The 12,771-nt window shown below is 71.6% G+C and carries 13 protein-coding genes; 8 read left to right on the forward strand and 5 right to left on the reverse strand.

Going from position 1 to position 12,771, the window contains the following annotated elements:
* Nucleotides 1–188 precede the first annotated feature (188 nt).
* Nucleotides 189–824, reverse strand: a complete 636-nt coding sequence (locus ACTIE5_RS14220; RefSeq protein ID WP_439550346.1) for a hypothetical protein — start codon at nt 822–824, stop codon at nt 189–191.
* Between the two features lie 177 nt (nt 825–1,001).
* Between ACTIE5_RS14220 and ykgO the strand changes: the two genes are divergently transcribed.
* Nucleotides 1,002–1,127 carry a type B 50S ribosomal protein L36 gene (gene ykgO / locus ACTIE5_RS14225; RefSeq protein ID WP_092961043.1) on the forward strand — a complete coding sequence of 42 codons (126 nt, stop codon included), beginning with the start codon at nt 1,002–1,004 and terminating at the stop codon, nt 1,125–1,127.
* 103 nt (nt 1,128–1,230) lie between these two features.
* Here ykgO and ACTIE5_RS14230 read toward each other — a convergent pair whose 3' ends face one another.
* Nucleotides 1,231–1,590 carry a hypothetical protein gene (locus ACTIE5_RS14230; RefSeq protein ID WP_439550347.1) on the reverse strand — a complete coding sequence of 120 codons (360 nt, stop codon included), beginning with the start codon at nt 1,588–1,590 and terminating at the stop codon, nt 1,231–1,233.
* A gap of 161 nt (nt 1,591–1,751) precedes the next feature.
* On the opposite strand from ACTIE5_RS14230, the gene ACTIE5_RS14235 reads away from it, so the two are divergent.
* The 3 genes from ACTIE5_RS14235 to ACTIE5_RS14245 are packed head-to-tail and all read left to right on the forward strand — an operon-like array spanning nt 1,752 to nt 5,859.
* A complete protein-coding gene (locus ACTIE5_RS14235; RefSeq protein WP_439550348.1) occupies nt 1,752–3,182 on the forward strand; it encodes an FAD-linked oxidase C-terminal domain-containing protein in 1,431 nt (476 codons plus the stop codon).
* Nucleotides 3,179–4,333, forward strand: coding sequence for a glycolate oxidase subunit GlcE (glcE, locus tag ACTIE5_RS14240; protein WP_439550349.1), 1,155 nt, complete (start codon nt 3,179–3,181; stop codon nt 4,331–4,333). Before ACTIE5_RS14235 ends, glcE begins: the two co-directional genes overlap by 4 nt.
* Nucleotides 4,330–5,859 (forward strand): M81 family metallopeptidase, encoded by a 1,530-nt coding sequence (locus ACTIE5_RS14245; protein WP_439550350.1) that lies wholly within the window; start codon nt 4,330–4,332, stop codon nt 5,857–5,859. The genes glcE and ACTIE5_RS14245 overlap by 4 nt, the downstream gene beginning before the upstream one ends.
* 3 nt (nt 5,860–5,862) lie before the next feature.
* Here the strand turns inward: ACTIE5_RS14245 and ACTIE5_RS14250 are convergent, their stop codons facing one another.
* On the reverse strand, nt 5,863–6,051 hold the full coding sequence (locus ACTIE5_RS14250) for a hypothetical protein (protein WP_439550351.1): 189 nt from the start codon (nt 6,049–6,051) through the stop codon (nt 5,863–5,865).
* A 208-nt stretch (nt 6,052–6,259) separates the two neighbouring features.
* On the opposite strand from ACTIE5_RS14250, the gene glcF reads away from it, so the two are divergent.
* Nucleotides 6,260–7,585 (forward strand): glycolate oxidase subunit GlcF, encoded by a 1,326-nt coding sequence (glcF, locus tag ACTIE5_RS14255; protein WP_439550352.1) that lies wholly within the window; start codon nt 6,260–6,262, stop codon nt 7,583–7,585.
* Nucleotides 7,586–7,644: 59 nt separating this feature from the next.
* Complete coding sequence (locus tag ACTIE5_RS14260; RefSeq protein WP_439550353.1) at nt 7,645–8,667, forward strand: Bug family tripartite tricarboxylate transporter substrate binding protein; 1,023 nt, start codon at nt 7,645–7,647, stop codon at nt 8,665–8,667.
* 247 nt (nt 8,668–8,914) lie between these two features.
* On the opposite strand, the gene ACTIE5_RS14265 is transcribed toward ACTIE5_RS14260, so the two are convergent.
* Complete coding sequence (locus tag ACTIE5_RS14265) at nt 8,915–9,685, reverse strand: alpha/beta fold hydrolase (RefSeq protein ID WP_439550354.1); 771 nt, start codon at nt 9,683–9,685, stop codon at nt 8,915–8,917.
* Between the two features lie 28 nt (nt 9,686–9,713).
* Complete coding sequence (locus tag ACTIE5_RS14270; RefSeq protein ID WP_439550355.1) at nt 9,714–10,688, reverse strand: Bug family tripartite tricarboxylate transporter substrate binding protein; 975 nt, start codon at nt 10,686–10,688, stop codon at nt 9,714–9,716.
* Between the two features lie 99 nt (nt 10,689–10,787).
* On the opposite strand from ACTIE5_RS14270, the gene ACTIE5_RS14275 reads away from it, so the two are divergent.
* Together ACTIE5_RS14275 and ada are read left to right on the forward strand one after the other, a co-directional pair.
* Nucleotides 10,788–11,384: a hypothetical protein gene (locus tag ACTIE5_RS14275; protein WP_439550356.1), complete on the forward strand. Its 597-nt coding sequence runs from the start codon at nt 10,788–10,790 to the stop codon at nt 11,382–11,384.
* 316 nt (nt 11,385–11,700) lie between these two features.
* Nucleotides 11,701–12,768: a bifunctional DNA-binding transcriptional regulator/O6-methylguanine-DNA methyltransferase Ada gene (gene ada, locus ACTIE5_RS14280; RefSeq protein ID WP_439550357.1), complete on the forward strand. Its 1,068-nt coding sequence runs from the start codon at nt 11,701–11,703 to the stop codon at nt 12,766–12,768.
* The last annotated feature ends 3 nt before the right edge of the window (nt 12,769–12,771 follow it).

Below are 12,771 nucleotides of genomic sequence, written 5' to 3' on the forward strand. Positions count from 1 at the left end.
GGGTTCAAGCAGGGGGCGCCGCCCCCCTGCACCAGTGGGTTCAAGCAGGGGGGGGCGCCGCCCCCCTGCACCCCCGGCCAGGGGCGAACCGCCCCTGGACCGTCGGCAATTGAAGACGGTCCAGGAGGCTCTGCCTCCTGACGGATGGGTATGGGTATGGGGAAGGCAGCGCCTTCCCCATCACGCCGTCACCCGTAGCGCGGCCCGCCCTTCCGCAGCATCCCGCTGATATCCGGCTTCCCGGCCGCCGCCTTCGCCGGCGCCCAGAACGTCACCAGCGCGAAGGCGTCATCATTCCCCCAGGGGTCCCACACCGTCTTGTCCCCGTTGCTCTTCGCCCCCGGCCAATCCCCGAGCGAGGTGGACAGCGCCAGCGGGTAGGACCCCTTCACCGCCACGCTTTTCACCACGCCCGTCTTGTCCGTGAAGCTGTAGCCGCCCCGCGCCTTGCGAATCCCGGGATAGACGATGCTGACGTGGCCGCTCCTGTTGCCCGTCTCCGCCTTGCCGCCCACCACCGGCACGCCCTGCAAGGCCAGTTCATAGGCCCGGTCCAGCGTCACCGCCGCCCAATCCGTGCTCGTCACCAGGAAGGCCACCAGGCCATTGGCCTGGCGCTGCGGCCAGGCCGCCTCGGTCAGCCCCAGCATCGTCCGCACGATGGCGTTGACGGCGTGGGAGCAGGAGCCGTTGTGATCCTTGAAGGCCTTACCGCAGGCCTCCTTCAGCTTGGCCAGCGCGGCGGGGTCCTTCGGCGTCTCCAGCGAGGCGTTGAAGCCGGCCGGCAACACGCCATCCAGCCCGGTTGATCCCGTTCCGCCCATTCGCTCTTCCCCCGGCCGAGCGGCCGATCGAACCGCTGCCAGGGATCGTAGCTCTTTCGATGCCCGAAACCATTTCATGGCACTTCGTGCCCCGCGCGGGGGCGCCCGGCGGAGGCCGCAAGGTTGACAGTCCCGCCCTCGCCGCCTATCCCGCCGCACCCCACCAGGACCACGACCATGAAGATCCGCAACAGCCTCAAGACCGCCAAGACCCGCGACAAGAACTGCTTCCTGGTTCGCCGCAAGGGCCGCGTCTACGTGCTGAACAAGAAGAACCCGCGCCTGAAGGCCCGCCAGGGCTGAGGCTGCGCGCCTCGGGCTACAAGCCCGGGGATGCTTTCGTGGGGTTCTGAAAGCCGCGCCGGGGCAACCCGGCGCGGTTTTCCGTCGTCCGGGCTGGCCCGCCTCAGCGCGGGATCAGCCGTTCGGTGCCGAGGCCACCCTCCCGCCCCGCGGTCCAACTGCCCAGCATCGTCCCGTCCGGCCCGATTTCGTACAGCACGGCGCCGAGCGTGCCGCCCTGCGTGTAGGCCACGGCCAGCACCTTGCCGTTGGACACGCCGATGCCGTTGATCGTCTCCCCGCCCACGCGCCAGGACAGCCGCCAGGTCTGCGGGCCCGTGGGTGTGAACTGCACCGCGCCAGTGTAGCGTGTGCCATCCCCGCCCACGCCTTCGACCGCATAGAAGCCCGCGCGCTGCGCCGCGGTGGGGCTTGCCAGCATCGGCAGCGCCAGGGCCGCGGCCGCAAAGATCACTCGTCGCATGGTGCCTCCTCGTTCCATTGGCGCACCTGTCCTGCCATGGCCCGGTTACGCAACGGTCAAGGGAGGCATGCCCGCCCGCTTGCCGCAAGCGCGCCGCGCCGCCATCTTCGGGGCAACCAGAACGCCCCCCAGAAGCTGCTCCACGGGAAACAGAGGTCGCCATGATCGCGCTGCCGCCGCCGAAGCCCGGTATCCTCGCCCGGCGCGAAGAGATCATCGCCGCACTCCGCGCCTTCATCCCCGGTGAGGGTGTGATCGGCGACGAAACCCGCCTCAAGCCCTACGAGACCGATGGCCTTTCCGCCTATCGCCAGCCGCCGCTGGCGGTGGTGCTGCCGACGACGACGGAGCAGGTGGCGGCCGTGATGCGCTACTGCCACCAGCAGGGCATCCGCGTGGTCCCCCGCGGCGCCGGCACGTCCCTGTCGGGCGGTGCGCTCCCGCTGGAGGATGCGGTGGTCATCGGCCTGATGCGCATGAACCGCATCCTGGAGATCGATTTCGACGACCGCCTGGCGGTGGTGGAAGCCGGCGTCACCAACCTCGGCATCACCAAGGCGGTGGAGCATGAGGGCTTCTTCTACGCGCCCGATCCGTCGAGCCAGCTGGCCTGCATGATCGGCGGCAACGTCAACATGAACTCCGGCGGCGCGCATTGCCTGAAGTATGGCGTCACCGCCAACAACCTGCTGGGCCTCAAGCTGGTGACGCCGGAGGGCGAGATCGTCGAGGTCGGCGGCGATCACCTGGATACCGCCGGCTATGACTGGCTCGGCCTGATGACGGGCAGCGAGGGCATGCTCGGCATCGTCACCGAAGTCACCGTCCGCATCCTGCGCGGGCCGGAAGGCGCGCGGGCCATGCTCGCCGCCTTCAAGGGCACGCAAATCGCCGGCGCCGCGGTGGACGCCATCATCGGCAGCGGCATCATCCCCGTGGCGCTGGAGTTCATGGACAAGCCCTGCATCCATGCCTGCGAGGCCTTCGCCCATGCCGGCTACCCGCTGGACGCGGAAGCGATGCTGATCATCGAGGTCGAGGGCAGCGTCGCCGAACAGGATTTCCTTCTGAACCGAATCAAGGAGATCTGCGCCCGCTTCGACCCGATCAGCCTGAAGGTCGCCACCAGCGCCGAGGAATCCATGGCGATCTGGAAGGGCCGCAAGGGCGCCTTCGGCGCGGTCGGCCGCATCTCGCCCGACTATCTTTGCATGGACGGCACCATCCCGACCGGCGAACTCCCCTTCGTGCTCAAGCGGATCGGGGAGATGAGCGTGCAATACGGGTTGCAGGTCGCGAACGTCTTCCACGCCGGCGACGGCAACCTCCATCCGCTCATCATGTTCGACGCCAACAACCCCGACAGCTTCCGGCGCGCGGAGGATTTCGGTGCCGATATCCTCAAGCTCTGCGTCGAGGTCGGCGGCTGCCTGACGGGCGAGCACGGTGTGGGCGTGGAGAAGCGGGACCTCATGCATGTCCAGTTCCAGCCGCATGAACTGGACCAGCAGCGCGCCATCAAGACGGCCTTCGACCCCGCCTGGCTGCTGAACCCGCACAAGGTCTTCCCGCTGGAAGCCCTTCCCCAGTGAACGCGCCGGATACCGAGGCCGGCATCGTCGCCGCCGTGCTGGCGGCGCGCGCGCCGCTGGCGATCGAGGGCAATGGATCGAAGCGCGGCCTGCTCCGCCCCGTCCAGGCCGCGCAGACGCTCTCCACCCGCAACCTCTCCGGCATCACCCTCTACAAGCCGACGGAGATGGTGCTCTCCGCCCGCGCCGGCACGCCCCTGCCGGAGATCGAGGCGGTGCTGGCGGAGCGTGGCCAGATGCTGGCGCCGGAGCCCATCGATGTGCGCGCCATCTTCGGCGGCACGCAGCCCGCGACCCTCGGCGGCACCGTCGCCACCAACCTCTCCGGCCCCCGCCGCATCAATGCGGGATCGGTGCGGGACCATCTGCTCGGCATCCGCTTCGTGAACGGGCGCGGGGAGGTGGTGCGCAGCGGCGGCCGCGTGCTGAAGAACGTCACGGGCCTCGACCTCTGCAAGCTGCTGGCCGGCAGCCACGGCACGCTGGGCGTGCTGACCGAGATCACGATGAAGGTCCTGCCCGCGACCGAGGCCACCGCCACCCTCAAGGTCTCGGTCCCCGACCTGGCCGCCGGCATCCGCGCGCTGAGCGCCGGCCTCACCAGCCCCTATGGCATCACCGGCGCCGCCCTGCTGCCGGACAGCCTGAGCGCCCTCCTGCGCCTCGAGGATTTTTCCGAATCCGTCACCTACCGGTCCGGCCGCCTGCGCGCCGACCTTGAGAAGCTGGGCGATGTCACGCTGGTGGAGGGCGATGAATCCCGTGCCCTCTGGCGCCAGGTCCGGGATGCCGAACCGCTGGCCGCCGCGGCCGATGACGCCATCTGGCGCCTGTCCGTCCGCCCCTCCGCCGCGCCCGCCCTGGTCGCGGCACTGACGAAAGCCTTCGGCGCGCGCACCCTGCTGGATTGGGGCGGCGGCCTGGTCTGGGTCGCCGGCCCCGCGACCGAGGCTGCGCACCAGGCGGTGGTGGCCGCGACGCAGGCCGCCCGCGGCAGCCACACCCTGTTCCGCGGCCCCGAACCGCTGCGCGCCGCCGTCGCCGTCATCCCGGCGGAGGCACCGGCCCTGGCCGCCATCGCCGCCCGCGTGAAGGCCGCGCTGGACCCGGCCGGCCTGTTCAACCCCGGCCGGATGAGGGCCGGGACGTGACCGGCCCGCGGGTCGCCATCTGCGGCCTCCACCTGGAGGTCAACGCCTTCTCCCCCCTCACCACCCGCCAGGATTTCGAGGCGCTGTCCTGGGTGGAGGGCGCGGCAATCACCGAGGCCGGCCGCGCCGCCGTCTCCGCGACGCCGGCCGAGGTTCCCGGCTTCTACCGCCGCATGGATGAGACCGGGCCATGGCAGCCCGTGCCCCTCATCATGATCAGCGCGCCCCCCGGCGGCATGATGGAGCCGGGCCTGTTTCCCGACTTCATGGCCCGCCTGGCGCGCCACCTCGACGCCGCGGGGCCCATCGACGCGGTCTATGTCGGCAGCCACGGCGCCAGCCGGTCGGTGGAGGAGCCGGACACCGACGGCGCCATCCTCGCCCTGCTGCGCGAACGCCTCGGCCCGGACGTACCGATCGTCGGCACGCTCGACCTGCACTGCAATGTCAGCGACCGCCAGGTGGCGCTGGCCGACCTTCTCATCGGCTACCGCACCAACCCGCATGTGGACATGCGCGAACGCGCCGCGGAGGCCGCCGACGCCATCCGCCATCTTCTGGCGACGCGCGAGAAGACCGAGACGCATTTCATCCGCCTGCCGCTGACGCCGCCCACGGTCACGCTGCTGACCGCGGAGCGTTCCCCCTACGCCGATGCCATCCGCGAAGGCGTCGCGATGCGGCAGGCTGACCCAGACCTGATGGGCATCTCCGTCACCGGCGGCTTCGCCTATACCGACATCCCGAAATGCGGCCTCTGCGTCTGGGCGACCGCGCGGGCAGGGCAGGGGGCCAAGGCCCGCGCGGCGGCGGAGAGCCTCGCCACCGCCATCTGGACCAACCGCGCCGCCCTCTCCCGCACCCTGACCAGCATCGAGGCCGCGGTGGCCGAAGCGGTCGCGACCGGCGCCGACCCCGCCCGCCCGCGCCTGATCCTGGCCGATGTCGCGGACAACCCCGGTGGTGGTGGCGGCGGCAACACCACCGCGCTGCTGGCTGCGCTCCACGCATCCGGCGCGAAGGGCGTTGTCTTCGGCGTGCTGGTGGATCCGGTTCTGGCCGCGGTGGCCCATGCCGCCGGGCAGGGCGCGCGGATCGAGGCCGTGGCCAATGCCACCCCGTCCCCGTTTGCGGAAACCTTCCGCGCCACCGCGCGCATCCGCGCCCTGTCCGATGGCCATGGCGTCGGCCACCGCGGCGGGCTTGCCGGCCGCGCCTTCACCCTCGGCCCCTCGGCCCTGCTGGAACTGGAAGGCAGCGGCCTTCTGCTCGCCGTCGGATCGCTCCGCCGGCAATTGCAGGACCCCGCCATGCTGGAATTGCTGGGCGTCGATGTGGACGCCGCCCGCACCATCGTCGTGAAGTCCCGCGGCCATTTCCGCGCGGGCTTCGATATCTACGCAGGCCCCGACCGCACCTGGGAGGTCGATGCCCCCGGCCTGGTCAGCCCCGTCCTCTCCCGCTTCGCCTTCACCGGCCTGCCGCGCCCCGTCTTCCCGCTGGATGATGGGGCAAGCTGGCCGTAGGGCTTAGCGTCCTGCCTGGTCCCGCCGGTCGCCCCGGCGGCGGTCGCCATCACGCCGGTCCGCCTTCACCCCGCCATTCACCCGGAGCAGTGCCTGCTGCCGCGCAGCCTCCACCGGCCCGAGCCACGCAATACGCGACTCCGTCAGGGATTGGGCGGTCACCGGGCTGTGCCGGCCTTGGTCGTTCCGCATTCTGCGTTCCTCCGATCCGATAATGATATGGGACCGGCGTTGGTTTCGTCGATGGAGAAGTGTCATGAAAACGGCATCCTGCGTCGCAAGTTGCAAGTCGCCCGTCCTGGGCGGGTGATCTTCGCAACCCGCATGCCACCCGCTTCCCCGGCGGCGCCCGAGGCCCCATCTTCCACCCCCCAGGGGGACGGGGCAGGGGACAGCCGGAATGCAGACCAATTTCACCGCCGAACAGTTGCGCGACCCGGACATGGCGGAGAGCAACCGCATCCTCCGCACCTGCGTGCATTGCGGCTTCTGCACGGCCACCTGCCCGACCTTCGCCCTGCTGGGCGACGAACTCGATAGCCCCCGCGGCCGCATCTATCTGATCAAGGACATGCTGGAGAATGACCGCCCCGCCACCGCGGAAGTGGTCAAGCATGTCGATCGCTGCCTCTCCTGCCTGTCGTGCATGACCACCTGCCCGTCCGGCGTGAACTACATGCACCTGGTCGACCACGCCCGCCGGCACATCCAGGAAACCTACGAACGCCCGAAGACGGAGCGCGCGCTGCGCCGCCTGCTCTCCTTTTTGCTGCCCCATCCCGCGCGGTTCCGCCTGGCCCTCCTCGGCGCCTCCCTCGCCCGCCCGCTGGCCCGCTTCGTCCCGGGCGCGTCGATGACCTCGCAGCGGCTCCGCGCCATGCTGAAACTGGCGCCTGCCAGCGTGCCATCCCCCAGCGCGCTCGAGCGCCCCGGCATCCACAAGGCACTGGGGAATCGGCGCGGCCGCGTCGCGCTGCTGACGGGCTGCGCGCAGCAGGTCCTCGCCCCCTCCATCAACGACGCCACCATCCGCCTGCTGACCCGCATGGGGATCGAGGTGGTGGTGACGCGCGAACAGGGCTGCTGCGGCGCGCTCGACCACCATATGGGCCACCACGACCCCGCCATGGCGCTGGCCCGCGCCAACATCGCCGCCTGGACCGAAGCCGGCGACCTCGACGGCATCGTGGTGAACGCCTCGGGCTGCGGCACCACCGTCAAGGATTACGGCTTCATGTTCCGCGCGGAGCCCGGCGACTGGCCCGCCAAGGCGGAGCGCGTCAGCACCCTCGCCATGGACATCTCCGAGGCGCTCATGAAGTTCGGCTACGCGCCCACCCGCCCCGCCCCCGGCCTGACGGTCGCCTATCACTCTGCCTGCTCCCTCCAGCACGGTCAGAAGATCACGGCCGCGCCCAAGGATTTGCTGAAGCGTGCCGGCTTCACCGTGAAGGAACCGGCGGAAGGCCATCTCTGCTGCGGCAGCGCCGGCACCTACAACATCCTCCAGCCCGAGATCGCCGGACAGCTCCGCGACCGGAAGCTGTCGAACCTCGACCGCACCCGCGCGGACCTGATCGCCGCCGGCAATATCGGCTGCCTCACCCAGCTCAGCGGCGGCACCATGCCCACCGTGCACACGGTGGAACTGCTGGACTGGATGGCCGGCGGCGCGGAACCCCCAGCCGTCACCAGGGCCCGCCGGAAGTCCCGCCCCCTGGCATAAGCTTGACAGCCCGGCGCCCCCCGGCTTCCTGCGGCGCAAAACCAGCCGAGAGGAAGCCCATGCGCCGTCGCGCCCTGATCGCCGCCACCACCCTGCTGGCCGCGCCCCGCCTGGCAATCGCCCAGGGCAACTGGCCCGAACGCCCCATCTCCCTCGTCGTGCCCTTCACCCCCGGCGGCTCCACCGACATCGCCGCCCGCATCATCGCCGAACGCCTGGCCCCCCGGCTCGGCCCCAACGCCCGCCTGGTGATCGAGAACCGCGCCGGCGCCGGCGGCTCCCTCGGCGCCGATGTCGTCAAGCGCGCCAACCCCGATGGCCACACCCTGCTGGTCGCCACCGCCTCCTCCCACGGCACCAACCCCGCCGCCCTGCCGCAGACCACCCCCTACGACGCGCTGGAGGATTTTTCCTCGATCGCCATCCTCGGCGGAGGTCCGATGGTGATCGTGGTTCCCGGCCGGTCGCGCTTCCGCACCATCCAGGACCTGATCGCCGCCATGCGCGCCGAACCCGGGCGCCTGTCCTTCGCCACCTCCGGCGCCGGCGGCATCGGGCACCTCACGGGCGAATACTTCATGGCCCGCGCGGGACGCGCCAATGGGGTCCAAGCCGGCGGGGCTGGCGGCCCGCTGCGTTCCGAACACATCCCCTACCGCGGCGGCGCCCAGGTCCTCGCCGCCATGGCGGCGGGGGAAGTGGACTGGTCCTGCGAAGTCCTCGCCTCCGCGGCGCCCCACCTGCGCGACGGCACCTCCCGCGGCCTGGCCATCTCCGGCCGCACCCGCCACCCGCTGATGCCGGACCTCCCCACCCTCGCGGAATCGGGCCTCGCCGATTTCGACGTCACCACCTGGAACATGCTGCTCGGCCCGAAGAACCTGCCAGCCGCGCTGACGACCCGCCTCAACGAAGCCGTCAACGCCACCCTCGCCGAACCCCAGGTGCGCGAACGCATGGCCAACGCCGGCGTGGACGCCGCCGCCCCCAACACCCCCGCCGATGCCCGCGCCTTCCTGGCGGCCGAACTCGCGAAGTTCCGGGACATCGTCCGGGTGGCGGGGATCGCGTTGGGGCGGTGATGGCGGTGTTGCGCTGGTTGCCTTGCCAGGGGGCTTTGCCCCCCGGCACCCCCCACCAGAAGCCAGCGGGCTCCTGGACCTCATATTGATGGGTGGTGGGATGAGGGGCCGGCGCGCGCGCGGGTCAGGAACGCGTTCGGGCCCCTCATCCCACCACCCATGAAGGGGGTTCCGAGGGGCCGCTGCCCCTCGGCGGGGAGCGCGAGGGGCAGCGCCCCTCGCAACTCACCAGCGCAACGTCAGCCCATCACCCCCCAAGCCATTCCAGCAACACCCGGTTGAAGTCCCCGGGCTTCTCGACATTCGGCAGGTGGCGGGCGCCGGCGATGGCGGTGAAGCGGCCGTTCGGCACCAGCTTGGCGATGCGCTGGCCTTCGGCGGGGGGCACGGCGTGGTCGTCCTCCCCGCACAGCACCAGGGTCGGGAGGGCCAGGCTGGGCAGGCGGACGACGTGGCTGAACCGCATGATGGCTTCGACGCAGCCGCAATAGCCATCGGGCGTGGTGGCTTCGATGGTGCCGAGGATCTCCGCCCAGCGGGCGGGGTTCGCGGCGGCGAAGGCGGGGGTCAGCCAGCGTTCGATGGTGGCCTGGGCCACCGGCTGCACCGATCCCGCCGCCCGCACCGCGGCCAGGCGTGGTCCCCAGATGGCGTCGGCGTTGGGCAGCGATTCCGGCAGTGCGTCGCAGATGACGATGCTGCGCAGCAGCCCGGGGTGGTCCAGCGCCAGCGCCTGGCCGCTCATGCCGCCGAGCGACAGCCCGACATAGTCGACCGGGCCGAGGGCGAGGCGCTTCAGCACGAAGGCCAGGTCGTTGCCGAGCATCGCCATGGAATAGGCGCCGGGCGAGGCGGTGCTGCCACCATGCCCGCGCAGGTCGATCCGCAGCACGCGATAGCCGGCGGCAAGCAGCACGGGCACCTGTTCCGCCCACATGCCGCCATCGGCGCCGAGCGAGTGAACCAGGCAGACCGTCCGGGCGCCTGGCGCGCCCAGCAGATCGGCGAAAAGGGTCACGCCGTCCGGCGTCCGGATCAGCATGGCGTCAGTCGATCTGGATGTTGATGGTGCGCACCACTTCCCGCCAGCTGCGCACTTCCTCCGCCACATAGGCTTGCGCCTGCTGGACGTTGCCGCCGATCGGGTCGAAGCCCGCGGCGGCCAGGCGCTGCTGGAAGGCGGGCAGGGCCATGGCGCGCTGGACGTCGGCGTTGACCTTCGCCAGCACGGCGGGCGGCACGGCGGCGGGGTAGAGCACCGCGACCCAGGCGACATCGATGATGGGCGGGAAGCCGGCTTCCGCCACCGTCGGCACGTCCATCATCGTGGAGTTCCGCGTGGCGCTGGTCACGGCCAGGCCGCGCGCCTGCCGCCCCTGAACCTGGGAGACGGCGGAGGGGAGGGAGGTCGCGACCATGTCCACCGTGCCGGCCAGCAGCGCCAGCATCGCGGGGCCCGCGCCGGTGAAGGGGATGTGCTGCGCATCGACGCCGCCTTCCCGCTTGAACAGGAGTTCGGCGGAGAGGTGGGCGGCGACGCCGACGCCCGCGGTGCCGTAGTTGATCGGCCGCCGCCGGCCGAGTTCCACCAAATCCCGCATCGTGCGGACGGGGCTGTCGGCCCGCACCACGAAGAGGTTCGGCGTGCCGGCCACCACCGCCGCCACGGCGAATTCCTCCGGCCGGTAGCCGGGGGCGCGGGACAGGCTCGGGTTGATGGCGAAGGCGCCGGTGGTGACGAGGGCCGTGTAGCCATCGGCATTGGCGCGCGCGATCTGCTGCGCGGCGACATTGCCGCCGGCGCCGCCGCGATTCTCGACGATGACGGGGTGGCGCCAGGTCTCGGCCAGGTATTCGCCCAGCATCCGCCCGATCAGGTCCGCGAATCCGCCAGGGGCGAAGGCGACGACGAAGCGCACCGGCCGTTCCGGCCAGGCCGGCTGCGCCAGGGCGGTGCCGGTGGGGAGGCCGCTGGCGGGCAGCGTCAGGGCCGCACCGAGAATGCCGCGTCTTGTCGTCATGTGGGATTTCCTCCGCCGGTCGATGCGCTTTACGCAGCGGGGGCCGAACCGACAACCCAAGGCTTGCGTCTGGGGCAGGGGATGCCGAATTCTTCCCCCATGGTCCATCGCCTGGCGCTTCCCCTGCTGCTCCTCCTCGCCGCGCCAGCCGCGTTGCACCCCCTTTGGGCGCAGCCCGCCGCGCCGCCCACCCGCGCCAACCCGGCGGAGGCGCGCCGCGCGGAACTGGACCGGCTGTTCGAGGCCCTGAAATCCGCCCCGGACGCCCAGGGCGGCCAGCTGGTGGAAACCCGCATCCGCGCCCTCTGGAGCCAGTCGGTTTCGCCGGCCACGGGCCTGCTGCTCCGCCGCGGCCTGCGCAACCTGCAGGGGGATGAGGCCGCGGAGGCGTTGGAGGATTTCGACGCCGCCCTGGTGCTGGACCCCGCCGCCGCCGATGCCTGGCTGCTGCGCGCCCGCGCCCAGGCCAGGCTTGGCGACCGCGTGGCCGCGGCGGGCGACCTGCGGGAGGCGCTTCGCCTGGAGCCCCGCCATTTCGGCGCCCTGCTGCAATTGTCGGAGTTGCAGGAGGAAGCCGGGGATTTGCCCGGCGCGCTGCGCAGCCTGGATGCGGCGCTGGCGCTGCATCCGAGGATGCCGGGCGGCACCGAGCGGCGCCGCGAACTGGCCCGGCGCGCGGAAGGCGACGCGCTGTAGAAAACGCTGGCGCCAGGCTGATAGTTCCTGTTATGTTCCATTCCACCATCGCCCGTTCCCCCGCGCGCGATGGCCTGACCCCTCCCTGTAGCCGACCCTGCTCCCTCTCCCCCTGTTTGGGGGGGAGGGTTGGGGTGAGGGCGGGCTTGCCGGATGCACCCCGGAATCGCGTCTAAATGGGCTAAAAGGGCTAAAAGCGCTTAGTTGCTAAAAAGCCACACCGCGCGCCGCCGCAACCCCCGGATGGCCCCCGCCCGCCGGATTGCGTCACATCCCGCCACCGAACGCCGGAGGCCCCCTCCTCATGCCTGACGCCATGCCCGACGCTGCCCTGGACCCCGACGCGCTCCGCTGGCAGGCCGTCCTGGCGCGTGACCCCGCGCTGGCCGGCGCGCCCTTCCTCTATGCCGTCACGACGCAGGGCGTCTTCTGCAAGCCAGGCTGCCCGTCCCGCCCGCCGCTCCGCCGCAATGCCCGCTTCTACGCCGATGTCCCGGCGGCTGAGGCCGCCGGCTTCCGCGCCTGCAAGCGCTGCGACCCCCGGGGCGACCGCGCGCGCCTGCACGCCGATGCCGTCGCCGCCGCCTGCGCCCTGATCGAATCCGCCGAAACCATCCCGAGCCTGGAGGCGCTGGCCGCCCGCGCCGGCTATGCCCGCCACCATTTCCTCCGCCTGTTCCGCGACATCACAGGCGTCACGCCCCGTTCCTATGCCGAGGGCGTCCGCGCCCGCCGCCTGCAGGCCGCCCTCGCCGCCGGGGACCGCGTGGCGGATGCCGTGGCGGGCGCCGGCTTCGGCAGCGAATCGCGGGTCTATGAGGATACCGCCCGCCACCTCGGCATGACCCCCGGCGCCGCGCGGCGCGGCGGGCAGGGGGAGGTGATCCGCATCGCCCGCGCCGACAGCGCCATGGGCCCGCTGCTGGTCGGCGCGACCGGGGCCGGCATCTGCTTCATCGGCTTCAACGAGACGCCGGACGCCCTCGAAGGCGACCTCCGCGCGCGCTTCCCGAAGGCCCGGATCGAGGAAGCGCCGGAAGCCCTGGCGGAGACCATACGCCAGGTCACGGCCTTCATCGCGGAACCGGAAGCCGCCCTCGCCTTGCCGCTCGACCTGCGCGGGACCGCCTTCCAGCGGCGGGTGTGGGAGGCGCTGGTGGCCATCCCCCTGGGGGAGACGCGTACCTATTCCGGCCTGGCGGCATCGATGGGCCAACCCGCCGCGACGCGCGCCGTGGCGCGGGCCTGCGCGCAGAACCCGGTGGCCCTCGCCGTGCCCTGCCACCGCGTCATCGGCGCCAGCGGCGACCTGACAGGCTATCGCTGGGGCGTGCCCCGCAAGGCCGCGCTGCTGGCGGGCGAGAGGCGCGCCAGGGGAAGGTAACTC

Origin of the sequence: Falsiroseomonas sp. (genome assembly GCF_051859025.1) — a bacterium.
Taxonomy (GTDB): domain Bacteria; phylum Pseudomonadota; class Alphaproteobacteria; order Acetobacterales; family Acetobacteraceae; genus Falsiroseomonas.